The 22,761-nt window shown below is 61.7% G+C and carries 20 protein-coding genes; 10 read left to right on the forward strand and 10 right to left on the reverse strand.

What is annotated here, in order from left to right; genetic code table 11:
* From QQZ18_RS23850 to traI, 7 genes are read right to left on the reverse strand one after another with little or no spacing between them, the layout of a single operon-like run.
* Complete coding sequence (locus QQZ18_RS23850; protein ID WP_446728702.1) at positions 1 to 219, reverse strand: DUF2749 domain-containing protein; 219 nt, start codon at positions 217 to 219, stop codon at positions 1 to 3.
* The gene (gene trbJ / locus QQZ18_RS23520) at positions 213 to 1,007 is read right to left on the reverse strand and encodes a P-type conjugative transfer protein TrbJ (protein WP_284543585.1); all 795 of its coding nucleotides are present in this window, start codon (positions 1,005 to 1,007) and stop codon (positions 213 to 215) included. The genes QQZ18_RS23850 and trbJ overlap by 7 nt, the downstream gene beginning before the upstream one ends.
* Entirely contained in the window at positions 1,004 to 3,505 is a 2,502-nt protein-coding gene (locus QQZ18_RS23525) for a conjugal transfer protein TrbE (RefSeq protein ID WP_284543587.1), read from the reverse strand. The genes trbJ and QQZ18_RS23525 overlap by 4 nt, the downstream gene beginning before the upstream one ends.
* A 10-nt stretch (positions 3,506 to 3,515) precedes the next feature.
* Positions 3,516 to 3,815, reverse strand: a complete 300-nt coding sequence (locus QQZ18_RS23530) for a conjugal transfer protein TrbD (RefSeq protein ID WP_284543588.1) — start codon at positions 3,813 to 3,815, stop codon at positions 3,516 to 3,518.
* Positions 3,815 to 4,186, reverse strand: coding sequence for a TrbC/VirB2 family protein (locus QQZ18_RS23535; RefSeq protein WP_284543589.1), 372 nt, complete (start codon positions 4,184 to 4,186; stop codon positions 3,815 to 3,817). The genes QQZ18_RS23530 and QQZ18_RS23535 overlap by 1 nt, the downstream gene beginning before the upstream one ends.
* Positions 4,176 to 5,144 carry a P-type conjugative transfer ATPase TrbB gene (gene trbB, locus QQZ18_RS23540; RefSeq protein WP_284543591.1) on the reverse strand — a complete coding sequence of 323 codons (969 nt, stop codon included), beginning with the start codon at positions 5,142 to 5,144 and terminating at the stop codon, positions 4,176 to 4,178. Before trbB ends, QQZ18_RS23535 begins: the two co-directional genes overlap by 11 nt.
* A 14-nt stretch (positions 5,145 to 5,158) precedes the next feature.
* Positions 5,159 to 5,794 carry an acyl-homoserine-lactone synthase gene (gene traI / locus QQZ18_RS23545; protein ID WP_284543593.1) on the reverse strand — a complete coding sequence of 212 codons (636 nt, stop codon included), beginning with the start codon at positions 5,792 to 5,794 and terminating at the stop codon, positions 5,159 to 5,161.
* Between the two features lie 314 nt (positions 5,795 to 6,108).
* Here traI and repA point away from each other — a divergent pair, with 314 nt between their 5' ends.
* From repA to QQZ18_RS23570, 5 genes are all read left to right on the forward strand, one after another.
* A complete protein-coding gene (repA, locus tag QQZ18_RS23550) occupies positions 6,109 to 7,320 on the forward strand; it encodes a plasmid partitioning protein RepA (protein ID WP_100082143.1) in 1,212 nt (403 codons plus the stop codon).
* A complete protein-coding gene (gene repB, locus QQZ18_RS23555) occupies positions 7,317 to 8,405 on the forward strand; it encodes a plasmid partitioning protein RepB (protein WP_284543595.1) in 1,089 nt (362 codons plus the stop codon). Before repA ends, repB begins: the two co-directional genes overlap by 4 nt.
* A 163-nt stretch (positions 8,406 to 8,568) precedes the next feature.
* Positions 8,569 to 9,774 carry a plasmid replication protein RepC gene (repC, locus tag QQZ18_RS23560; RefSeq protein ID WP_284543596.1) on the forward strand — a complete coding sequence of 402 codons (1,206 nt, stop codon included), beginning with the start codon at positions 8,569 to 8,571 and terminating at the stop codon, positions 9,772 to 9,774.
* 482 nt (positions 9,775 to 10,256) lie between these two features.
* Positions 10,257 to 10,442 carry a hypothetical protein gene (locus tag QQZ18_RS23565; RefSeq protein ID WP_284543598.1) on the forward strand — a complete coding sequence of 62 codons (186 nt, stop codon included), beginning with the start codon at positions 10,257 to 10,259 and terminating at the stop codon, positions 10,440 to 10,442.
* Positions 10,443 to 10,650: 208 nt separating this feature from the next.
* Positions 10,651 to 11,559 (forward strand): DUF3991 and toprim domain-containing protein, encoded by a 909-nt coding sequence (locus tag QQZ18_RS23570; RefSeq protein ID WP_284543600.1) that lies wholly within the window; start codon positions 10,651 to 10,653, stop codon positions 11,557 to 11,559.
* A gap of 29 nt (positions 11,560 to 11,588) precedes the next feature.
* Here QQZ18_RS23570 and QQZ18_RS23575 read toward each other — a convergent pair whose 3' ends face one another.
* Together QQZ18_RS23575 and QQZ18_RS23580 are read right to left on the reverse strand one after the other, a co-directional pair.
* Positions 11,589 to 12,032: a type II toxin-antitoxin system VapC family toxin gene (locus QQZ18_RS23575; RefSeq protein ID WP_284543602.1), complete on the reverse strand. Its 444-nt coding sequence runs from the start codon at positions 12,030 to 12,032 to the stop codon at positions 11,589 to 11,591.
* Positions 12,029 to 12,268 carry a FitA-like ribbon-helix-helix domain-containing protein gene (locus tag QQZ18_RS23580; protein WP_284543604.1) on the reverse strand — a complete coding sequence of 80 codons (240 nt, stop codon included), beginning with the start codon at positions 12,266 to 12,268 and terminating at the stop codon, positions 12,029 to 12,031. The genes QQZ18_RS23575 and QQZ18_RS23580 overlap by 4 nt, the downstream gene beginning before the upstream one ends.
* Before the next feature lie 260 nt (positions 12,269 to 12,528).
* Between QQZ18_RS23580 and QQZ18_RS23585 the strand changes: the two genes are divergently transcribed.
* Positions 12,529 to 13,134 (forward strand): DUF1419 domain-containing protein, encoded by a 606-nt coding sequence (locus QQZ18_RS23585; RefSeq protein WP_284543606.1) that lies wholly within the window; start codon positions 12,529 to 12,531, stop codon positions 13,132 to 13,134.
* 140 nt (positions 13,135 to 13,274) lie between these two features.
* The gene (locus tag QQZ18_RS23590) at positions 13,275 to 18,413 is read left to right on the forward strand and encodes a helicase-related protein (protein WP_284543608.1); all 5,139 of its coding nucleotides are present in this window, start codon (positions 13,275 to 13,277) and stop codon (positions 18,411 to 18,413) included.
* A 157-nt stretch (positions 18,414 to 18,570) separates the two neighbouring features.
* On the opposite strand, the gene QQZ18_RS23595 is transcribed toward QQZ18_RS23590, so the two are convergent.
* Positions 18,571 to 18,972 carry a hypothetical protein gene (locus tag QQZ18_RS23595; protein WP_284543610.1) on the reverse strand — a complete coding sequence of 134 codons (402 nt, stop codon included), beginning with the start codon at positions 18,970 to 18,972 and terminating at the stop codon, positions 18,571 to 18,573.
* Between the two features lie 53 nt (positions 18,973 to 19,025).
* On the opposite strand from QQZ18_RS23595, the gene QQZ18_RS23600 reads away from it, so the two are divergent.
* The 3 genes from QQZ18_RS23600 to QQZ18_RS23610 are packed head-to-tail and all read left to right on the forward strand — an operon-like array spanning position 19,026 to position 22,401.
* Positions 19,026 to 20,612 (forward strand): recombinase family protein, encoded by a 1,587-nt coding sequence (locus QQZ18_RS23600; RefSeq protein ID WP_342398945.1) that lies wholly within the window; start codon positions 19,026 to 19,028, stop codon positions 20,610 to 20,612.
* Positions 20,609 to 21,502: a plasmid partitioning protein RepB C-terminal domain-containing protein gene (locus QQZ18_RS23605; RefSeq protein WP_284543613.1), complete on the forward strand. Its 894-nt coding sequence runs from the start codon at positions 20,609 to 20,611 to the stop codon at positions 21,500 to 21,502. Before QQZ18_RS23600 ends, QQZ18_RS23605 begins: the two co-directional genes overlap by 4 nt.
* Positions 21,499 to 22,401: a plasmid partitioning protein RepB C-terminal domain-containing protein gene (locus tag QQZ18_RS23610; protein ID WP_284543615.1), complete on the forward strand. Its 903-nt coding sequence runs from the start codon at positions 21,499 to 21,501 to the stop codon at positions 22,399 to 22,401. The genes QQZ18_RS23605 and QQZ18_RS23610 overlap by 4 nt, the downstream gene beginning before the upstream one ends.
* The last annotated feature ends 360 nt before the right edge of the window (positions 22,402 to 22,761 follow it).

The raw sequence follows: 22,761 nt of genomic DNA on the forward strand, positions 1-22,761 counted from the left end.
CTACCATCGTGGCCTCATTTCCTGGCCACCGGTAAGGGGTGGGGCCGTCGATTTGAAGAAGTCGCTTTGCCGCCTGTCGGTCGATGCTGTTGGTTGCGCCGGAGCGTTGCCTTCGATGCAGGTTCTCGAACCAGCGACTTGCCAGCTGATCGCTCCGGCGATCGAGGCCGAGAGCAAGCTCGCGATCATCGTGGTAAAGAAAAGAGTGCGGTTCACCATCTCGGGCGCATCTCCTGTCCACCGGATATCGATGGCGCGGTCGACTTGAAGAACTCCTCGCGGCGAGCCTGAGACAGGTCCTTTTCGGACTGCTCGGATTGGTACCAGGTCGCCATCATGGTCATCTGCTGGGAGACAAGACCCCGCAGCTTCTGCATCTGCGCGACCTCTTGGGCGGCGATGTCATGGCCGACCTGAAGCGCCTTCATCTGGCCGTCGGCGCCTTCAGACATCGAGCGCAACTGCGACATGGTCGCCTCCTCACTGCCGAACTGACCGGCGGTGAGGTTTGCGGCCTTTAGCGTTCCCGAGATCGTGTCGCGATTGGTCGCCGACCAGGTCTGGTAGGAGGAAGAGAAACTCGACTCGCTCGGCAGGTTGGTCTTGAAGTCGGCGTAGCTCTGGAAGCGCTGTTTCAGGACATCATCGACATTGCCCATGGAAAAGGCGATGCCCTGCCCCTGATTGACGATCGAGCGTAACTGGTTGAGGTCGCCCTGGACCTCGCCCCAGACGTGGGTCGGCAACTGCGCGGTGTTCTGCAGCATGTTCTGATAAATGCGAAGCTGGTTCTGGATCTGCTCGGCGAGCTGCGAGATCTGGGTGATCTGATTGTTGATCTGCTGCGAGGACTGGCCGACGAGGTGGACGAGTTCGCCATTGTTGAGAATCTGCGTCCATTCGGTCGCTCCGCTGGTGAGCCCGCCGCCAGTGTGCCCCTCGGTGCACGAAAGCGACAAGGTGAGCGCAGCCGCGAGGATGCGGCCGATCGCATGAGGCTTGTTCATTCTGCCCTCTCCGTTTGTGGTTCCACTCGGCTCGGACCAAGCACTTGCTGCGCATGGGCAATTCCGCGCGCTTCCAGCCAATGCACCGGCCAATTGGTGCCATGGGCGGCCTTGAGTTCGAGGATGCGTTTGAGATGGTCGCGACTGGAGGCGCCGACGAAGGCGAGCGCTACGGGGCCGAGTGCCATGTCAAAAAGGCGCCGGCCGTCGGTTGAGGTGACGTAATAGTCGCGCTTCGGAATGGCTGAGGCGATGATGTCGATCTGCCGCTCGTTGAAGCCGAGCTTCTCGTAGAACTCGCGGGTGCCGGGTTCGCGCGCCGAGCCATTTGGCAGACAAATCTTGGTCGGGCAGGATTCCTTCAGGACATCGATGATGCCAGAGCGGTCCGCGTCGGAGATCGACTGGGTGGCGAGTACGACGGCACAGTTGGCCTTGCGCAGCACCTTCAGCCACTCGCGGATCTTGTCGCGAAAGAGGGGGTGGCCGAGCATCAGCCAGGCCTCGTCGAGCAGGATCAGGCTCGGCGCGCCGGTCAGGCGCTTCTCAATCCGGCGGAAGAGATAGGTGAGCACGGCGACGAGGTTGCGTGTCCCCATGTTCATCAGCTCTTCGATCTCGAAGGTTTGGAAGGACTGAAGCGTCAACCCGTCCTGTTCCGCATCCATGAGATGGCCCATGGGGCCATCGACAGTGTAGGCGTGGAGTGCGTCCTTGATCTCGCGCATCTGCACCCCCGACACGAAATCGGAGAGCGAGCGGCCCGGTGCGTTGGCCATCAGGTCGACCTGGCGGGCGATGGCGTTGCGATGATCTGGTGTGATGGTGACGCCCTGCAAAGCAACCAGCATCTCCAGCCAGTCCGTCGCCCAGGCTTTGTCGCCATCGGTTGAGAGCTCGCCGAGTGGGCAAAACGAGAGTGAAGCTCTCAGTTCGTCGTCGCTGTCTCCTCCGATTTCATAGTGATCGCCGCCCGCGGCGAGCGTCAGCGGCATGAGCGATCGGCCCTTGTCGAAGGCGAAGATCTGCGCGCCGTCATAGCGACGGAACTGTGCCGCGATCAGCGCCAGCAGGGTTGATTTGCCCGAGCCTGTCGGCCCGAAGATCAGCGTGTGGCCGACGTCATCGACGTGAAGGTTCAGCCGAAATGGGGTCGAGCCGGAGGCGACTTGGCAGAGTGGCGGCGAGTTAGGCGGATAGAACGGGCATGGCGCCACAGGGCTCCCCGACCAGACGGAGTTGAGCGGCAGGAGATCAGAGAGATTGCGGGTGTTGATCAGCGGTTCGCGGATATTGGCGTACCAGTTGCCGGGGAGGCTGCCGAGAAAGGCCTCGGTGGCGTTCAGCGTCTCGACGCGCGCCCCGAACCCCTCAGCCTGGACGACGCGGCGAATGCTTTCGCAGTTTTCTCGCAAGCGCTCGGCGTCACTGTCATGCAGTACGATGACCGGGGTGTAATAGCCATAAGCCACCAGTTGGGAGGCAGCTTCCGCAATCGCGTCCTCCGTTTCCGTGACCATGGCCATAGCGTCCTGGTCGACGGAGCGCGATTGGGTTTGAAATAGCTGGTCGAAGAAGGGCCGGACCTTCTGCTGCCATTTCTTGCGTGTGCGCTCGAGCCGGTCGCGCGCCTCCAGCTCATCGAGGAACATGAAGCGGCTCGACCAGCGGTAGGTGAGCGGCATCCGGTCGAGGCTGTTGAGGATGCCCGGCCAGCTTTCAGCCGGCAGACCGTCGATGGCGACAACGCCGACAAAGCGACCCTCGACCATGGGCGTCAGGCCATGCTGGTATTCCGCCGTCACCAGCCAGTCGAGATACATGGGGATCTCTGGCAGGCGCACCGGGTGGTTCTCAGCGGTGACGCAATAGCGGATGAACTGAAAGAGATCGTCGAACCGGGCAATGCGGGACCGGCCCGCCTTCCCTCCCCGCTCGACGAGCTTCCGCGTGCGCATGCGCTCGATGGAAATGGCATTTGCGAGATATTGCTCGACCTCGCGGATCGAGGTTTCGAAGGACTGCAGAGCGGTTTCGGCGAATGTGGCCGTCCGACTGGCCTCGTCGGAATAGACATAGCGGGCAAGGCCGGACCTGCGACGTTCCGGCGGCCGCCAGGTCAGGATTAGGGCGTGCCGGCTTTCGAAATGCCCCCGCTCCTGCTTGAAATGCGCCCGCCGTTCCGCGTCGATCGCGCGGGTAACGGCGTCGGGGAAATGGCCGGCGTCTTCCGTCGGGTAGTCGGTTGTCGAAATGCGCAGCGCCTCGACCTGGATCATCCAGCCGGAGCCGAGGCGTGCAAGGATCGCATTGATCTGGCGCGAGACCTCATTGCGCTCGACGTCAGTGGAACTCTCCGAATCCGGCCCTGCGAAATACCAGCCTGCCATCAGCGAGCCGTCCTTCAGGAGAATAACGCCATTTGCGACGAGCCCGGCATAGGGCACGAGATCCGAGAAGGACGGATCGCGGTGGCGGAAGGCGGAAAGCGCGGCCATGACGGATCCCTCAAGCGCGCCGCCAGGGCGACGATGTCGGGCGATAGTGCGAGCGGTAGGTGATGTGGCGCAGATAGACGCGCCGCATCAGCGGATCTGCCTTGGCCATCATGCGCAGAAGGCCGACGATCACCGTCCAGACGGCGAGACCGAAGAGAGCCGAGATCCAGGTCAGCACGACGAAGATCAGGATGATCGAGGCAAGACCCGTGACGAGCACCAGTTCGCGGTCGGCCCCCATCAGGAGATTTGGCCGCGACAGGGCTCGATGGATGCGGGTGCGTTGGAGGGATGAGCCAAGGTCAGCCATCAGCGCTCAGCCCCTGCCCTGTCGGATGCCGGCGTGCTCTCGTCCCCTGCGATGCCGATCGAGGCTCCCGTGGCACCGAACAGCGCGACGATCTGGGTGGCACCGAGCAGGATGCCGGCGACAAGCACGACATACATGAGCCGTCGCGCGAAATCGTTGAGTTCGCCGCCGAAGATAAGCATGCCGCCAGCGACCGCGACAGCGGCGAGCGCAATGAAGCCGGCGACTGGTCCGGTGATCGATTGCTGGATCTGCTGGAGCGGTCCCTCCCAAGGTAGACTGCCGCCAGACGAGGCGAAGGCCGGGTGGCTGAGTGCTGCCCCGACGACGAAAGCAAGGACAATGCGGGCAAGGAGGGCTTTACGCGACATGGGCGCGGTCCTTTTGTGCGTAGGATTCGATCTGGTAGCGGCCGCTGGAGAAACTCTCGACGTGAAGGACGTCCCTGACGATGCGGCCCTTCGGCGTTCGCTCGATGGAGACGATCAGGTCGACGGCTTCGCCAATGACGTCCTGCATTGGCTGCTGGCTTGCTTCGGCCGTCAGCTGTTCGAGCCGGCGTAGTGCTGATTCCGCTGAGTTGGCATGGATAGTGGCGACACCGCCCGGGTGTCCGGTGTTCCAGGCCTTGAGGAGGGTTAGTGCCGCGCCGTCGCGGACTTCACCGACGATGATCCGGTCGGGTCTCAATCGCATGGTGCTTTTGAGGAGGCGCGCCATGTCCACGGTGTCGGAGGTGTGCAGCGCCACGACATTCTCTCCGTCGCACTGGATCTCGGCGGTATCCTCAAGGACAAGCAGGCGATCATCTGGAGCGTTGTCGGCGATCTCGGCGATCACGGCATTGGCCAGCGTCGTCTTGCCCGATCCCGTCCCCCCGGAGATGACGATGTTGAGTTTCGATGCCACCGCATTGCGGATAATGTCGGCCTGAGCGGCGGTCATTACTCTGCCGCTCACATAATCGGCGAGCGGTATCAGCCTTGATGCCCTGCGACGGATGGTGAAGGTTGGCCCACCCACGACGGGCGGCAATAGTCCTTCAAATCGATGACCGCCGATTGGCAACTCGCCCGAGATGATCGGCTGCTCGTCATCTGCCTCCGAGTTCAGAGCGTGGGCAACACTGCCGATGACGATTTCGGCGGTGGCCGCCGTCATCTCGCCGGCTGGAGCAATGCCGTGGCCGAGCCGTTCGATGAAGAGCTTACCATCGGGGTTGAGCATAATTTCGACGACGGTCGGATCGTCGAGAGCGACACAGAGCTGGTCGCCGAGCGCGTCCTGGAGCTTGCGCACCAGACGGGGGTGTGAGCGGAGCTGGGTCATGGACGATGTCCCGCTTATGCTGCTCGCCGCGTCGGCCGGACGATCGGCGAATAGTCCGCTGGCCTAACGACCGCAAAGCTAGTCCTGTCGGCCGGCAGCAAGCCCACCACGGCCTTTGTATTGCCGATGGGTTTGGGTTCGCCAATCCGCGCCATCGGCCAACCGGCCCGCCGCAGGATCCGCTCGATCCGAAGGTCCGTCGCCGTGATCAGCTCGCCGTAGCCATTGGCCATCGACCATTCGATGATGGCGGCAAACAGGGTCCAGGTCGCGCTGTGCAATGCTTGGCCCTGCTCGCCAGGCTCGTATGCAGTGGTGACCGAGGTGTCGACGCAAAAGCGCGAACTCTCGATCATGCCGGCATGCGGCCGGAACAGTCCCTGCCCTCTCAACTCCGGGAAGAGCACGGACAGGAGCGTCGGTCCCGTCGCTGGCAGGAGACGAACGGTACCAACCACCGTTTCCCGCGCATCGACGACAAGAATGTAGGTCGGCTGGCAGAGGTCGAACTCGTCGTGCTCGCGCCCGTCGCGAACCTTCACGTCCCAGTTCAGGCGGTCATGAAAGACCCGTGCTCGCAACTGATGCATCCGGTCGAGAATGGCCGCCTGGGACCGATAATGCTCAGGAGAAATCGCGATCGCTCGCATGTTTCTGGCTCCGAATCTAGCAATTGAGGAGCGCAAGAAGCCATGTCTGGGGTGGCGTGACGACTAATGAAAGTATGAGTGCTTGGGGGCTTGGCTGTGGACTAGACTAGGTCCCGAGTCGGAGATACGGGGCGGCTGCGGGCCATGAGCCAGCAGGGAAAGCCATTATGCACACTCGGTTCTGAGAGGCTGATGCCATCCAAGGGGTCATTAGGATTTCGTTAACCCAATATTCCTTTACGGAATCGGGGAATCGTGTTCATTCTGACGGCAATGAAGCGCTTGAGGGCGTAAATACCGTTGGAGGCCACGGAATGGCGTCGAAAGCCGCCCCGCTCCCCACTTCGAATGAAGTGCCCCAGCAAATGGGTTTCGACCGCCTTGCCGAGGTGCTTTCGTCACGCATCTCCAAGATGCGGCAGAAGATTTATGCGCCCGATGCGCGGAAGCAGCTTCGCAAATTCAGTTCCGGTGAGGCTTCGAAGCTTCTGGGGATCAGCGACTCTCATCTCAGGCAGCTTAGCATAGATGGCATTGGTCCCCAGCCAGAGCTTGGTGCTGGCGGCAAGAGGCTGTACTCGCTTGCGGATATAAACGTTCTTCGGCAGCATTTCGCTGGAACGCGTCCTAAGAACGCGCTTCAGGTGTTCCCACGTCGCCGGCCGGGAGAGAAGTTGCAGGTGATCGCCTGCGCCTCGTTTAAGGGCGGTTCCGGCAAAACGACGACGAGTGCGACGGCGGCGCATTACTTGGCGCTGCGCGGCTACCGGGTGCTGGCTATCGACCTCGACCCGCAAGGATCCATGACGGCCATTTTCGGCATTCAGCCCGAGACAGATCTTGGTGACAACGAGAGCCTCTACGGCGCGATCCGTTACGATGACGATCGCCGCGATATCCGAGACGTAATCCGCGAGACCTATTTCGAAGGCATTGATCTCATTCCGGGTGCCATTGAGCTCCAGGAGTGGGAGCATGAAGTTCCCGTTGCCATGCAGCAGCGCGGAACGTCTCCGTTTTTCCGCCGGATCGCCGAAGTGCTAGCCGAGGTCGAGGACGACTACGACGTCGTCGTGCTCGATTGCCCTCCTCAGCTCGGCTTTCTGACGCTCTCCGCTTTGACGGCCGCCACGGGGGTTCTGATCCCGGTATTCCCCCACATGCTGGACGTAATGAGTTTGTCGGCCTTCCTTCTAATGGCTTCGGACCTGCTCAACGTTGTAGAGAAGCGCGGTGGTGCGTTCCAACGCGATTGGATCAACTTCCTGATCACCAGGCACAACCCGAATGACGCAACGGAGGTCGATATTGTCTCCTTGCTCCGTTCGCTCTTCAAGCAGCAAGTACTGACGCGCCCGGCCGTCCAGTCGGCAGCCATTTCGAGCGCTGGTCTCTTTCGTCGGACGATCTATGAAATCGATCGCGGCGATGTCGGCCGTGGCACCTACGACCGCGCCCTAGAGTCGATGAACGGAGTTTGCGAGGAAATCGAGAGCCTGCTCACCAAGTCGTGGGGGCGCACATGAGCAAGCAGCGTGATCGCAGCCGGGGGATTCTCGGGCTGATTGACGACGATGAAGATGTCTCTGGTGCCCCCTCGCCGGCCGATAAGGCCGACGCATCAACGCGGGCGCTAAAGCACATGCCCTCCGGCAGCATCAAAACGCTGGAGAGTACGCTGACGAGGGCTGAACGCGAAGCCGAAGAGCTTCGCAGGCTGGTCGCGTCCGGTGCGCAGGTCATCGAGCTCGATGTGAGCCTCGTGCAGCCTTCTCCCCATGCTGACCGCATGGAAGATGACAGTGCCGAGGCGTTCGACACACTAAAGGCGTCGATTGCGGAGAACGGGCAACAGGTACCGATCCTGGTTCGACCCCACCCGACTGATCCGGACCGCTACGAGGCTGCCTACGGCCATCGGCGGCTTCGAGCTGCGGCTGATCTCGGGCTAACGGTTCGTGCCGTTGTTAAGCCCCTGACAGACGAACAACTGGTACTCGCCCAGGGCATCGAAAACTCGGCTCGGCAGGACCTTTCCTGGATCGAGCAAGCTGTCTTTGCGTTGAAGCTGGGTGAGCGTGGTTTCCCGCAGCGGGCAATTGCAGCGGCTCTTTCCATTCAGCGTCAGAACGCGAACCAAATGATCTCGGCGGCGCGGAAGATCCCGGCTGACATCATTCACGCTATCGGGCGTGCGCCCAAGGTCGGCCGACCGAGATGGCTGGAACTGGCTGACCGGCTGGCGAATGGTGTTTCGCCCTCTGTTCGCTCTGTCCTCTCCGCTCCGGCTTTTTCCTCGCTCCCTTCGGACGAGCGCTTCGAGGCCCTCCTGATGGCCGCCACGCCAGATACCGAGGTATCCCGGCCGGCGCATGTGCCGCGGTTGTCCGCAGCCACGCTGTCCCTACCGGGCGGCCGTACGGTGGGGTCGTTCGTTCGCGGCGCTAAGACGGCGACGCTAAAACTTGAGGACGTGGATTTCGGAACTTGGCTTGCCGAGCGCGTACCCGCGCTACATGCCGAGTTCTCAGCTCAAACCGGGGACCCAACGCGGAACCCAGAATCAGCTAGTGTTTCCGGCACATCGGTCGGCAACACTCAAGAGGAGTGACTCGGACAAAGGAAAAGGGGCCACCAACGTTTCCGCCGGAAGCCCCATCTCTGATGTGTAGCAACGACAGAGATAATCGCTCCCGGACATAGTCGTCAAGACCTCGGAACGCCCAAACGGGTGATCTCTCTAACTTTGTTCTCGCACGAGAGGACAGGGAACGATGAATCATATCTCTAGCGCCCCCTTTGGGGGGCGCCTGACGGTCGCGCAAGCGGTCGTGCAGGCAACGGCTGCGGCTTGTCCGCAAGAAACCAAAGCCTCAAAATGGGCCGTCCTGCGGTCGATCTCTGATGCCCGCACGCGGCTTGGTGTCTCTGACCGTGCTGTGGCGGTGCTTCATGCCATGCTGTCATTTGTTCAAGGCGATGAGATCAAGGTCGGGGAGGTCGTCTTCCCATCGAATGCCACGCTTTCTGCCCGTGCGCATGGGATGGCCGCGCCGACGCTCCGGAGGCATATCGCCCAGCTCGTTGAGAGAGGGCTCGTCATCCGGCGCGACAGTCCGAACGGCAAGCGGTATGCCCGCAAGGGCGACGACGGCTCGATTGCCCTCGCCTTCGGCTTTGAGCTCACGCCGCTTGTCGTCAGAGCGGCCGAACTTGAGCGCATCGCTGCCGAGATGGCCCGTGACCGCAGGCTTCTCAAGGAGGCGCGAGAAAAGGTCACTTTGCTGCGGAGAGATATTGCCGGGACGGTCGAGTGCCTTGTCAATGAGGGCGCCGCAGTGACCGTGCGGCCCATCCCCCCCGCTCCCTCACGGACGGCATCGCTCACGGAACTTGAAGATTTGGCCTTCGATCTCGGCATGTTGAAGGCGGAAGCCGATAAGGCGCTGACAGTTCTTATTAATTCCAAGAATCCGAGCGGCAATGTGACTCAGACTGAGCGTCACATACAGGATTCAAATCCACACTTTCATGAATCTGAACTGCCCCAGGAAAAGGTGCGGGCGACTGGGCCAGAGGTTACACCCGACATGAAGAGGCCTTCGGCAGCCGCAAGGCAAGGCTCGCATCCCAACGAACCGCCGAGGATCGATCTTCCCGCCGTGCTTGCGGCATGTCCGAGTTTACGTGATTGGACCACGGGTAAGGTCCGGTCGTGGGAGGACTTGGTGCGAGCTGCCGAAGCCGTCCGCCCTGCCCTCGGCATCTCGCCTGACGCCTGGGAGGAAGCCGTTGGAAGCATGGGTGAAAGCGGAGCGGCCGTAACGGTGGCGACCATTCTGCAGCGGGCGGAATCCATCGCCTCGCCTGGTGGGTATTTGCGAAGCCTTTCATCGAGGGCGCGCAGTGGGCAGTTCTCGCCTGGTCCTATCGTGGTGTCACTGCTACGGCAGAGGGCGAAAGCGCAGATGGCAGTATGACAGGTATCGTACGTAAGTGGTCCCGCTTCCAGGGTGTCTCAGCTGAGACACCTTCCTAGGTGTCGGGCCAAACAAGGCTCGATTCTGTAAGAGGTGTCTCAACTGAGACACTATTTCATCCAAACCGCGTGAGCTTCTGTTGCGGATAAGGCACCAACGGCAGCAGGTCGGACGAGCGGCGCGTCACCGCCGTATTTCAAGTTACCTCCACCAGTGAGGTGATGCCGGCGAGCTCCTGCTTGTTTCCAGCTCAAACTAATGCCGTGCTGTTCCAGGGGCGTCCTGCGAGACCTGCCCAATCCCGCTCTTCGTGCGATGGCGTCCTGAACTGATCCGGATCTTCTCCGATCAACCCGCTTCGGGGTCGGCTACGCCAGCGTGCCGTCGCTGCCGCTTTGCTTTCGCGATGACCGCGACCGATCTCAGTTCTTTCGGGGAGCCATCGAGCGGGAATTGGCCCGCTCCCGGTGGAGCCCTTCAAAATGTCACATGACCTCGCTGTTGCTCAACAACACGCCTTTCAGCTCGCCCACATCCTGATGGTCCCGGTCACACTGTTCAAGTCAGGCTCGGAATACGGTGTTCTGCCGTCCAACGAACTCGATGCCGATGACGATTTGGATGTCATCAATGAGTTTGATCCGCACATGTTCCGGCCGGCTAATTGAGCCGGCATTGGTCTGCCTGGTGCCGCTTGCGGGCGGCGCTGGCCAAGGGAGGCTGCCGCCGCGCGCGATTCCACTCCCTATTTCGTTAGTTGCATCACTCGCGCCCTTGGCAAGGCTTGCCCTTCGCGGACTGACGGCGGTGTCGCGCGAGACGCGCGAAGATCCAAGTAAACTCGAAAAGGGCAGGCGGGCCACGTCTGGGAAGACAATGGAAGCACGAGAAATCGAGGATCTGAAAGGGAGGGTGGAATGCTCTGCCGTGCTGGAGAAAGCAGGCTTTGCCATCGACATAAGGGAGAGCACCCGCCGGGCGATCAAGTTCCGCCGAGGCGACGACGTCATCATCGTCATCCATGATGGCAAAGGTTGGTTTGACCCGTTATCGGACGCCAAGGGTGATGTACTCTCCCTGATCCAGCATCTGGAAGGCGCTTCGTTCACAGGCGCGCTCGCCCTAGCCGCCGATCTTGTCGGGTTTACCCCGTGTGAGCCGCGATGGGCGCGGCCGTTACGGTCGCGGGAAAACACGATGTCCTTGGCGGAGCGATGGCGGGTGCGTCGGCCGCCCTGGCGCGGCTCGGCGACATGGAGCTATCTCCGGGACATCAGGGGAATTTCCGAGCAAGTCCTCCGTGTGACGACGGATCAGAATGTCCTGCGAGAGGGGCCACATGGCAGCATGTGGGCGGCTCATGTCGACGATAAGGGGATCGTGACCGGCTGGGAGGAGCGCGGACCGGACTGGCGCGGTTTTGCCCGCGGTGGCGCCAAGATCCTGTTCAGGCTCGGGGCGCTTGACGGCCTTCGGCTTCTGGTCACCGAGGCGGCGATTGACGCCATGAGCCTCGCCAGTTTCGAAGGCTTCCGTGAGGAAAGCCTTTATCTCAGCACCGGTGGCGGCTGGTCCCCGGCAACGGCGGCGGCCATGCGCTCGCTGGCCGACCAGCCCGGCACCCAGCTTGTCGCTGCGACCGATGCCAATGCGCAAGGGGAAGCCTTTGCTGTCCGATTGAGGGAAATTGCTGACGCTGCGGGTTGTGACTGGCTCCGGCTCAAGCCTCCCGCAGAAGACTGGAATGATGCTCTACGAGTGCATGGTTTCTGCCGCCGAAGATGACGCCCGGCACGGCGCCGGTCTTGGCGCGTTCAGCGGATGGGCCGACCGGCATCCTCAAGGGCAAAGCACAATCCTGCAAGCTCCGACGAACCTCTTTGTGCGACCGTCGCCAGCAAGCGCTTGTCCGCGGTGACGAAGCGGAGCTTTTGCCGCAACGCGAGGGCCAGGTAGACGCAGTCATAGGCGGGATGGCCAAGCTCGATGGCAAGGCGCGTTGCCGTTTCGCTGAGGCCCTGCATGGACTGAAACGAAATGCCGGAACGCTCTATGAGGGCGATAGCAAGGGCGGCTTCGTTTGGCTCCAATTCTTTCCGCTGGACCTTCTTCCAGAGAATATTGGCGCATTCCGGCAGCAGGAGTTCCGGCGCGATATAAATGAAGGTCGAGCGTAACCGGACCGCATCTTCGCCGCCATCTTCCGAAATGACCCACTTCACGGCGACGCTTGCGTCGATGACCAGTGTTTCTTTCACCGTTCATCCCGTCCTTCGCGCTGGAGAAGCTCGGACGGGGTCTGTTTGCGCGAGGCGGTGAGCTCCCGCAGTTCGGCAGCCAGATCATCGAAAGAGGGTTCCGGCTCGGTGTCGAGAACCTGACGCAAGATGGCCCGGTGTTCGGCCTCGGCCGAGCGGCCGTGGCGCGCGGCGCGCAGTTTCAATTTCGAGATCAGATCTTCGTCGAGGTTGCGGACGTGCAGGCTTCCGGCCATGGATCACCCCATTGCTAGCAATGCTATCATTATGGGTGAGAAATCGGGAAAAGCAAGAAAGAGGAAATGGAAAGGAACATCAGACCTGCCGCATGTCCGCCGGTCGCGTCAAGGGTGAAGCCTCGCCCGGCTGGCGCCGGCCCTTGACCCGCCCGGACGGAGAGGCGGCGACGGGGAAGGGGTCACGAGGACCCGGAGAAAAGGATCGGATGAGCGATCCGCCGGGCTCGGTCGACCACCTTTGAGCGAAGGAGTTCCCCATGATCTCGTCCGACAACTTCCGCAAAATCTGGTTCGGATGCGCCGACCGGCCGCAGATGTTCCGCCTGTTCGATCGCCATGCCAAGCAACCAGGGCGGTTCGCGGCAGACGCAATCCCGCTCTATGCCGGCGAGTGGTTTGAACTTGGCCAGAGCGAATGCGACTACATGCTGGATGTCCTGCCGCCGCTCTGGATGAGAGGAGGCATGTTCGTCCTGCGCGAGTTCATGATCGGGGCCGTCACCAGCGTCTTCTTCACCATCCCGATCAACGACCGTGTCAGGCATTTTCACGGGTATTGCGATCTCTCCCGGCGCCAGGAAGTTGAGCGAATGCGGCAGGCCATCGTGACAAGGGTGTCTCGTCCGGAACGGGCAATGAGCGAGGCCGAGCGGCTCGAACACATCTGGAGCGACACCAGGGACGCCTATCGGGGCTATGCCGACGAGACTTGGCCCTCCTCGGTTCGAGGCGAGCGCTGGGTGATGGTCTATTCCAGCAAACCACAGGGCGAGGCCAAGCTCCTGACCGATCTCACCGAGGCGGAGATCGTCGCCAAGCTGCCCATCCACTACCGGCCCACGCACCAGGCTCTCGCTGCGTGAAACTCACGGCCGGATCATAGGCCTCCGATCGGACAGCCCTGACATTCGCCATTGCCGGAATATTCGACGTGGCGATGGCGCGCGTCTTCACATCTCACCCTCCGCTTTCTCATTCCTCGAGCTATCAGGAGCCTTTCGGCATGACCCAGGATGCCTCCTTCACCCTTGACCACTTTGGCAATCTCTCCGGTTTCGGGCAGAACGACTTGTCAGCGGGCTTTGGCCTTGGCGTTACCGCGCTCGCCGGCAGCGTCGCTGTCCAACCGGACAATGACGACGATCCCGATCCCGTACCGCCCGCTCCAGGAGCCGGCCGTCCGGTCGGGGCGCCAACGGCTGAACCTCGCACGCAGGGCGCGCCGGCCAACTTCTATCTCGACGAGGGCGACCGGGGCCTGGCTACCAGCTGGAGGGAGAGGGCAGGGGCCAATGTCGCCATAATTGAACTTGCCAATGAGATCGTCCGTGATGGTCGGCAGGCCACACGCGAGGAACAAGCCAGGTTGATCCGCTTCACCGGCTTCGGGGCCTCGGAGCTTGCCAACGGAATGTTCCGCCGTCCCGGCGAAGAGGGATTTCGCGATGGCTGGGACGGGCTCGGCAGTTCGCTCGAAAGCGCGGTTTCGGCCGGTGACTACGCCTCGCTGGCCCGCTCGACCCAATATGCTCATTTCACGCCGGAGTTCATCATCCGGGCGATCTGGAAAGGTCTGATAAGGCTTGGTTGGCGGGGAGGGCGGGTGCTTGAACCCGGCATCGGCACGGGGCTCTTTCCGGCACTGATGCCAGACAGCTTTCGTGATTGCTCCCTCGTTACCGGCGTCGAACTGGACCCAGTGACCGCTCGCATTGTCCGGCTGTTGCAGCCGAAGGCACGGATCTTGGAAGGGGACTTCACGAGGACCAATCTGCCGGAACACTTCGATCTTGCCATCGGCAATCCGCCGTTCTCGGACCGCATAGTGCGCTCGGATCGCGCTTATCGGTCACTGGGGCTGCGCCTTCATGACTATTTTCTCGCGCGGTCGATCGATCTTCTCAAGCCCGGCGCACTCGCCGCCTTCGTCACCTCGCATAGCACGCTCGACAAAGCGGACAAAACCGCAAGAGAACATATAGCGAACAAAGCCGACCTGGTCACGGCGATCCGCCTGCCAGAGGGCAGCTTCCAGCAGGGGGCTGGAACCGATGTGGTCGTTGATATCCTGTTCTTTCGCAAGCGGCGGGCCGGCGACATCGAGGTCGGTCGGTCCTGGCTCGATCTTGCCGATGTTTGCCTCGGTGCCGACACTGACGGGGAGGGCAGGGGAGTGGTCTCCGTCAATGGCTGGTTCGCCCGCCACCCGGAAATGATGCTAGGCACTCATGCGCTCGTAACCGGGCCATTCGGGGAGACCTACACTTGCCTGCCCAGGGCGGGCGAAAATCTGGAAGCCGCACTCGATGCCGCCGTCGCGCGTTTGCCGGAGGGACTCTACGACGGCGCGCCCGACGTCATCGACCTCGAGGCCGAGTTCGCGGAAATGCCGCTGGCGGCCGTTTCCGGCGATACCTCCCATGTCCGGGAGGGCAGCTATGTCATGGATACCCGCAACGGCCTGATGCAGATCACCGACGGGGCGCCCGTTCCGGTGAAGGTGCGCAAGGGCAAGAGCGGCGACGGCATGCCCGAGAAACACGTTCGTATCATCGCAAAACTCATTCCAATTCGCGATGCCGTGCGCGACATCCTGAAGTTTCAAGAAACCGACCGCCCTTGGCAGGACACGCAGGTCCGCCTGCGCATCGCCTGGTCTTCCTTCGTGCGGGAGTTCGGGCCGATCGATCACACGACGGTTTCCATCGCCGAGCACGAAGCGAGCGGCGAGGTTCGCGAGAGCTATCGTCGTCCGAATATTCAGCCCTTCCTGGACGATCCCGATTGCTGGCTGGTCGCGTCGATCGAGGACTATGATCTTGAGACCGACACCGCGCGTCCCGGTCCGATCTTTTCCGAACGGGTGATCGCGCCGCCCGCGGCCCCGACAATCACGTCCGCGGCTGACGCTCTTGCCGTCGTGCTCAACGAACGCGGCCAAGTCGATCTCGACCATATCGCCGAACTCCTGCACAGGGACGTGGACGATGTGCTCGCCGACCTCGGAGCATCCGTCTTCCGCGATCCGGCGAATGGCAATTGGCTGACGGCGGACGCCTATCTCTCGGGCCCGGTGCGCGACAAGCTGAAACTGGCCGAGGCCGTCGCCGAGCTTGATCCGCCCTTCCGGCGCAATGTTCTTGCGCTCCGCGATGTTCAGCCCGCCGATCTTGGCCCGGCCGATATCACGGCGCGGCTGGGCGCCCCGTGGATTCCGGCCGACGATGTGGTCCGCTTCGTCAAGGAAACCATGGATGCCGATATCCGCATCCACCACGTGCCGGAACTCGCCACCTGGACCGTGGACGCGCGCCAGCTCGGGTACCTGGCCTCCGGCACGTCGGAATGGGGCACCGAACGGCGCCATGCCGGGGAACTGCTTGACGATGCGCTCAACAGCCGGGTGCCGCAGATTTTCGACACTGTCAGGGACGGCGACACGGAACGGCGGGTGCTCAACGTCGTCGATACCGAGGCGGCCAAGGAGAAGCTCCAGAAAATCAAGGCTGCCTTCCAGAACTGGGTCTGGACTGACCCAGATCGGACCGACCGGCTGGCGCGGATCTACAATGACCGCTTCAACAATATCGCGCCGCGCGCCTTCAATGGCGACCACCTGAAGCTTCCAGGCGCCAGCACGGCGTTCACGCTCTATCCGCACCAGAAGCGTGGCATATGGCGCATCGTCGCGAGCGGCTCCACCTATCTTGCCCATGCCGTCGGCGCCGGCAAGACCATGACCATGGCCGCCGCCATCATGGAACAACGCCGCCTCGGGCTGATCGCCAAGGCCATGCTGGTCGTTCCCGGCCATTGCCTGGCGCAGGTCGCGCGCGAATTCCTCGCGCTCTATCCCAACGCCCGCATTCTTGTTGCCGACGAGACGAACTTTTCCAAGGACAAGCGCCAGCGGTTCCTGTCGCGAGCGGCAACCGCCACATGGGACGCGATCATCATCACGCATTCGGCATTCCGCTTCATCTCCGTCCCCGCCGCCTTTGAGAAGCAGATGATCGAGGACGAGCTCTCGCTCTACGAGGACCTGATGGGCCGGGTAGAGCGGGATGATCGCGTCTCGCGCAAGCGCCTCGAGCGGCTGAAAGAGGGCCTGAAAGAGCGGCTGGAGGCGCTCGCCACCCGGAAGGACGATCTCCTGACGATCTCCGAGCTCGGTATCGACCAGATCATCGTTGACGAGGCGCAGGAGTTCAGAAAGCTCTCCTTCGCGACGAACATGGCGACTTTGAAGGGCGTCGATCCCAACGGATCGCAGCGCGCCTGGGATCTCTATGTCAAATCCCGGTTCCTGGAGGTGAAGAACCCCGGTCGCGCCCTGGTGCTCGCCTCTGGTACGCCGATCACCAACACCCTTGGAGAAATGTTCTCTGTCCAGCGCCTGATGGACCATGCGGCACTTGAGGCGCGCGGCCTGCATGAGTTCGACGCCTGGGCCGCCACCTTCGGCGACACGACGACGGAACTGGAGCTTCAGCCCTCCGGCAAATACAAACCGGTCAGTCGCTTTGCAAGCTTCGTCAACGTCCCCGAACTGATCGCCCTGTTCCGCAGCTTCGCCGATGTGGTGATGCCGGAAGATCTCAGGCGCTTCGTGAAGGTGCCGAACATTTCGACCGGACGGCGACAGATTATCACCGCCAAGCCGACCGCCGCCTTCAAGCGCTATCAGACGATGCTCGACGCCCGCATCAAGGCGATTGAGGAGCGGGATCGCCCGGCCGAGCCCGGTGACGACATCCTGCTCTCCGTCATCACCGACGGCCGTCATGCCGCCATCGATCTCAGGCTCGTCGACGCGGACAACGACAATGAGCCGGCGAACAAGCTCAATCTGCTGATCGAGACCGCGCTCCGCATCTGGCGGGAGACCGCTGAGAGCACCTACCGACAGACAGACGGGCGGGGCTTTGACCTTCCCGGCGCGGCGCAGATGATCTTCTCCGATCTCGGCACGATAAGCGTGGAGAAGAGCAGGGGGTTCTCCGCCTATCGCTGGATCCGTGGCGAACTCGTCCGGCGGGGTGTTCCCGCCTCCGAAATCGCCTTCATGCAGGACTACAAGAAAGCCGAAGCGAAACAGCGCCTGTTCGCAGACGTCCGCGCCGGCAAGGTGCGCTTCCTGATCGGCTCGTCCGATACCATGGGCACCGGCGTCAACGCGCAGCTCCGGCTCAAAGCCCTCCACCACCTCGACGTGCCCTGGCTACCCTCGCAGATCGAGCAGCGGGAAGGGCGCATTGTCCGGCAGGGCAATCAGCATGACGAGGTCGACATCTTCGCCTATGCGACGGAGGGTTCGCTCGACGCCACCATGTGGCAGAACAACGAGCGCAAGGCTCGCTTCATCGCTGCCGCTCTTTCGGGCGACACCTCCATCCGCCGGCTGGAAGATCTCGACGGGGGGCAGGCCAACCAGTTCGCCATGGCCAAGGCGATAGCCTCGGGCGATCAGCGGCTGATGCAGAAGGCGGGGCTGGAGGCCGACATCGCCCGGCTGGAACGCCTACAGGCCGCGCACCGAGATGACCAGTTCGCCATCCGTCGCCAAATGCGTGACGCCGAGCGCGACATCGAGCACGCGACGCGCCGCATCGCGGACATCGGCGAGGATATCGCCCGCCGCGTTTCGACGACGGGCGATGCCTTCCAGATGGTGGTGGCAGGCGAGCCTCACGTCGAACGCAAACTCGCCGGGCGCGCGCTCATGAAGGATATCATCACCCTCGTCCAGCTTCAGCACGCCGGCGAGACAGAGATCGCCTCGATCGGCGGCTTCGATCTCGTTTTCACGGGGCTCGCCGACAATACTCGGCGCACCGAGGATTACCAGTACAGCACGCATCTCGCCCGCACCGGCGCCGGCCACGAGATCGACTTGCCGCTGACGGTCACCCTGCTCGGAGCCGTCGCCCGTCTCGAACATGCCCTCAATGGGTTCGAAGACGAGCACATGGCACAACGCAACAAGCGTGATGAGGCAGCCACCCGCCTTGCGTCCTACCGCTCACGCGAAGGTGGGACATTCACCTTCGCCGGGGAGCTCCAGGAGAAGAGGAGGCTGCTGGAGGAAGTGGAGAGGGAGCTGATGGAGGAAGCGGGGATGGGAGCGAGGCAAGCGGCATGAAATTGGGCGAAAAGGAAATGGCAGCTTTGCGCCCCCAAACGGATCGTTCTTGCACGCTTTCCGTTTTCCAGAAGCGGCCATTCAAGATGGCCTGGAGGGCGCTGCTGACCTCAAGATTGATGACCTGCAGTAGCCGCTGACGCTCGTCCGGCCTGAGTCAGCCGTCGTCGCGCGACAGCGCCGCCGCCGTACCCAGCTGGGCGGCCCTTACGGCTTCCAGCGCCATCAACGCAGCGGCCACTTTGGCGCGCGCTTCTTCGATGTCGGCCATGACTAGGCAGTCGTTCCGCTGGATGGCCGCCAGAAAGGCAGCAAGCACGGCGGGGCAGTTCGCCGCCAAGCCTAGAAAGTGGTCCCCGCTCGGCGCCCTCTCGCCGGAAAGCCAGTTCTTCACAGTCCGCTCGTTCGCGCCGGTCCAAAGAGCAACCGTCTTGACCTTGGACGACTGCCCTTTGAGCGATGCCCGTAAGGCTGTCGACACCAACCGAGCAAACGACGGCTTGCGCGGCTTCCCGTGCCGCTGACTGGGTAACATATTGCCCGACTTCGGAAAGGACATTCCACTACCTCCGCGCTGTAGTGTCAGGCGACTGCGCCGACACGGCGCAAAGAGTGGAGCGTAAGTGCTTGAGTGGGCGTGACAGACCAGCGCGGACGGCTAAAAGCACCGGGGAGTGGTCAGCCCGTGCTGCCGCTTATGTGCGGATGTCAACCGATCACCAGCGCTACTCGACCGAGAACCAACTCGCCACAATCAAACAGTTCGCGGAGGCTCGGGACATCGAGATCGTGCGGGTCTACGAGGATGCCGGCAAAAGCGGGTTGAATTTGGAGGGGCGCGGCGCTTTCCAGCGTCTGCTTGCTGACGTCGAGCAGGGTACCGCGGACTTCGGTACGATCCTCGTCTACGATGTCAGTCGTTGGGGGCGCTTCCAGAATGCCGACCACGGCGCGCACCTGGAGTTTCTATGCTCCCGGGCTGACATCGTCGTCCACTATTGTGCCGAGCAGTTCGAGAACGATGGCAGCATCGGGTCCAATCTGCTGAAGACCGTGAAGCGTGTCATGGCCGGCGAATACAGCCGCGAACTCTCCGTGAAGGTCTTCGCCGGCCAGTGCCGCCTTATCGAGAAGGGGTATCGCCAGGGCGGGATGGCAGGCTACGGCTTGCGGCGGCTATTGGTCGACGAGAACGGCGAGCCCAAGTCCGAGCTGTCGATCGGTGAGCGCAAAAGCCTTCAGACCGATCGCGTGATTCTGGTTCCCGGACCGATTGAGGAGGTCAAGGTCGTCCAGCGCATCTATCACCTCTTCGTCGAACTTGGAGTCCAAGAAGTCGAGATTGCGGCTAGACTGAATGGCGAAGGCCTTGTCACCGACTTAGGGCGACCTTGGACGCGCGGTACGGTCCACCAAGTCCTGACCAACCCCAAATACATCGGGGACAATGTCTTTAACCGTATATCCTTCAAGCTGAAAATGCGCCGGGTCGTCAACACCCAGGAATATTGGGTGCGCGCCTGCGGCGTGTTCAAGGCGATCGTTGATGTCACAACCTTCGCGTGCGCCGCGAGGATCGTGGAGGATCGAAGCCGAAGGCTCGGCGATGACGAACTCCTCGATCTGCTCCGATCGCTGCTGGAAGCGCAAGGCTCCCTTTCCGGGATCGTCATCGACGAGTGCGAGGATATGCCATCGAGCAGCGTCTACAAAAACCGCTTCGGCAGCCTGTTGCGCGCCTATCAACTCGTCGGCTATAGCCCTTGGCGAGACTATCGCTATATCGAGATCAACCGTCGTCTGCGGATGATGCACCCTGATGTCGTCGCGAAGGTGGTTGACGGCCTCCGCGCTGCCGGCGGCGATGTCCGCGTCGATCACCAAACGGGGCTGATCGATGTCAACGGCGAGTTCACCACCTCGGTCGTTGTGGCCCGCTGTTGCGAGTCGCAAGGGGGAGCGCCTCGCTGGCGCATTCGGTTCGACGCTGGCCTCGCGCCCGATATCACAGTCGCCGTCCGTATGGATCGCGGTAACATGTCCCCACTCGACTACTACCTGCTCCCGCGTCTTGACATGACCGAGCCAAAGCTTCGTCTCAGCGAGAGCAATGGCCTGTCGCTGGACGGCTATCGCTTTGAGACGCTGGACTTCCTGTTCTCTCTCGCGGCACGAGCCCAATTTGGGGAGGCGGCATGACCGAAGCGAAACATACCCATGTGGAGATGATCCCAATCGACCGGATCGTCATCCTGAACCCGCGCGCCCGCAACCGGCGCAAGTTCCTAGAGGTGGTCGAAAGCATCAAATCGGTCGGGCTGAAACGCCCGATCCGCGTCAACACCATGATTGGCCCGGACGGCCAACGATCCTACGGACTTGCTTGCGGCCAAGGGCGCATTGAAGCCTTCCGTGAGCTTGGCCGGACGGAGATTCCCGCCATCGTCACAGAGGCGTCGGAGGAAGAATGCCTTGTCATGAGCCTGGTTGAGAACTGCGCCCGCCGACAGCACCGATCCATAGACCTACTCCAGGATGTCGCGACGTTGCGCAAGCGCGGCTACAGCGACAAGCAGATTGGGGAGAAGATCGGCACGTCGTCGGAGTGGGTCAATATGATGGCCACACTTATCGAGAAGGGCGAGCAGCGCCTCATCGAGGCAGTCGATGCGGGAACCATCCCTATCTCGGTGGCGATTGAGATCGCCCGCGCTGACGACGAGACCGTCCAGCAGATGCTGGCTGAAGCCTACACCGAGGGCAGGATTTCAGGTCCTCGGCTGATAAAGATGCGGCGCCTGATCGAGCAGAGGACGCGGCGTGGCAAACACATGTCCACGAATCCGTTTGGCAAGAAGCTAAGTAAGGCCAAGACATCCGAGGCCTTCGTCCGTGTCTTTCAGCAGGAGGCAGACAAGCAGCGCCTGTTGGTGAAAAAGGCCGAGGTGACACAAACCCGCCTACTCTTCGTCGTGGAAGCCCTCAAAAACCTGCGGACCGACGAGAACTTCGTCACGCTCCTACGAGCCGAACACCTTGACACCTTACCGAAGGACTTGGAGATACGCATCCTGGGAGAGCCAGCATGACGGACCCCGAAACATCGACGAAAATCTCCTTCGAGCCCCAATGCATTATCGTGCCGATCGCCTCCCTCCTGCCCGTACGGCCGCCTCGGGCGTCGGTGAAGGTTAGCTGTAAGTACCAGCAGATACGCAGCTCGGTGATTGAGATTGGTCTGGTCGAGCCGCCCGTGATCGCTAGGATTGACGGCAACCCTCATAACTTCCTCCTGCTCGACGGCCATATCCGCGTCGAGATTCTGAGGGATCTTGGCAGGATCGAAGTAGAATGCCTCGTCTCGACCGACGATGAAAGCTTCACCTTCAACAAGCGGATCAGCCGCCTCTCCGCCGTCCAGGAGCATTCTATGATCCTGAAGGCCATTGCCCGCGGAGTCTCCAACGAGAAGCTCGCCCGGGCGCTCAGCCTTCATGTCAATAGCGTGCGACGGAAGGCGACTCTACTGGACGGAATCTGTCATGAGGTCGTGTCGATGCTGAAGGACACGATGTGCCCAATGGCTGTGTTCGAGATCCTCAAGCGGATGAAACCGCTGCGCCAGATCGAGGCGACCGAGCTCATGATTGCCGCGAACAACTATACGGCAGCCTACGCCACAGCGCTCCTCGCCGGTACGCCAACCAACGAACTCGCTGGCGAGAGGAAGTCGAAGAAGGTACGTGGAGTCACTCCGGAGGCAATGGCCCGGATGGAGAAGGAACTTGCCCGGCTCCAGGAATCCATGGCCGAGATCCAGGACACCTACGGTAAGGAGCATCTCCAACTGACCGTCGTGAAGGGTTATCTTGGCAAGCTACTCGGCAATCCCCGTGTCGTGCGCTACCTTCTTCAGCACCGACCAGAATACCTTGAGCAATTTCAGGCGATCACTGATGTTGCGTCTTTTGCCGACCAGGCCGCATGATCTGCTTTCGCGCTGGCTGATCAGGATGCCACTGACCTCGTCGCAGACTATGGTGTCCGACTTTTGCTATCTCGAAACTTCGAAATTCTCAATTCAACCACGCATCTTCGAAGGCGCCACAATTGGCTGACAGACAATATGGCGTTGGAGCACAACAGAAGGCGCGTCTACAGCCAATTGGATCGCACTGCCATCCGCTGTTGCATGGTTTAATAAGCTATAACATCAGTATGTTTTGCCGGCCTTGGTCGCATTGCGCCCCATTTCGGCCTTTGAACACATTTTCGCGTTCTCCAAAAATCGACGTCCGGCTGGCGCGGCGATGATGTCCCTGACGAGATGGAAAGCAGCAAGAAAGTT

The organism is Pleomorphomonas sp. T1.2MG-36 (assembly GCF_950100655.1).
Taxonomy (GTDB): Bacteria; Pseudomonadota; Alphaproteobacteria; order Rhizobiales; family Pleomorphomonadaceae; genus Pleomorphomonas.

Excerpts from the sequence above, each read along its gene's own strand:
- QQZ18_RS23850 (WP_446728702.1), bottom strand. The coding sequence starts at position 219 with ATGGTGAACCGCACTCTTTTCTTTACCACGATGATCGCGAGCTTGCTC.
- trbJ (WP_284543585.1), bottom strand. The coding sequence starts at position 1,007 with ATGAACAAGCCTCATGCGATCGGCCGCATCCTCGCGGCTGCGCTCACC.
- QQZ18_RS23525 (WP_284543587.1), bottom strand. The coding sequence starts at position 3,505 with ATGGCCGCGCTTTCCGCCTTCCGCCACCGCGATCCGTCCTTCTCGGAT.
- QQZ18_RS23530 (WP_284543588.1), bottom strand. The coding sequence starts at position 3,815 with ATGGCTGACCTTGGCTCATCCCTCCAACGCACCCGCATCCATCGAGCC.
- QQZ18_RS23535 (WP_284543589.1), bottom strand. The coding sequence starts at position 4,186 with ATGTCGCGTAAAGCCCTCCTTGCCCGCATTGTCCTTGCTTTCGTCGTC.
- trbB (WP_284543591.1), bottom strand. The coding sequence starts at position 5,144 with ATGACCCAGCTCCGCTCACACCCCCGTCTGGTGCGCAAGCTCCAGGAC.
- traI (WP_284543593.1), bottom strand. The coding sequence starts at position 5,794 with ATGCGAGCGATCGCGATTTCTCCTGAGCATTATCGGTCCCAGGCGGCC.
- repA (WP_100082143.1), top strand. The coding sequence starts at position 6,109 with ATGGCGTCGAAAGCCGCCCCGCTCCCCACTTCGAATGAAGTGCCCCAG.
- repB (WP_284543595.1), top strand. The coding sequence starts at position 7,317 with ATGAGCAAGCAGCGTGATCGCAGCCGGGGGATTCTCGGGCTGATTGAC.
- repC (WP_284543596.1), top strand. The coding sequence starts at position 8,569 with ATGAATCATATCTCTAGCGCCCCCTTTGGGGGGCGCCTGACGGTCGCG.
- QQZ18_RS23565 (WP_284543598.1), top strand. The coding sequence starts at position 10,257 with ATGTCACATGACCTCGCTGTTGCTCAACAACACGCCTTTCAGCTCGCC.
- QQZ18_RS23570 (WP_284543600.1), top strand. The coding sequence starts at position 10,651 with ATGGAAGCACGAGAAATCGAGGATCTGAAAGGGAGGGTGGAATGCTCT.
- QQZ18_RS23580 (WP_284543604.1), bottom strand. The coding sequence starts at position 12,268 with ATGGCCGGAAGCCTGCACGTCCGCAACCTCGACGAAGATCTGATCTCG.
- QQZ18_RS23585 (WP_284543606.1), top strand. The coding sequence starts at position 12,529 with ATGATCTCGTCCGACAACTTCCGCAAAATCTGGTTCGGATGCGCCGAC.
- QQZ18_RS23590 (WP_284543608.1), top strand. The coding sequence starts at position 13,275 with ATGACCCAGGATGCCTCCTTCACCCTTGACCACTTTGGCAATCTCTCC.
- QQZ18_RS23595 (WP_284543610.1), bottom strand. The coding sequence starts at position 18,972 with ATGTCCTTTCCGAAGTCGGGCAATATGTTACCCAGTCAGCGGCACGGG.
- QQZ18_RS23605 (WP_284543613.1), top strand. The coding sequence starts at position 20,609 with ATGACCGAAGCGAAACATACCCATGTGGAGATGATCCCAATCGACCGG.
- QQZ18_RS23610 (WP_284543615.1), top strand. The coding sequence starts at position 21,499 with ATGACGGACCCCGAAACATCGACGAAAATCTCCTTCGAGCCCCAATGC.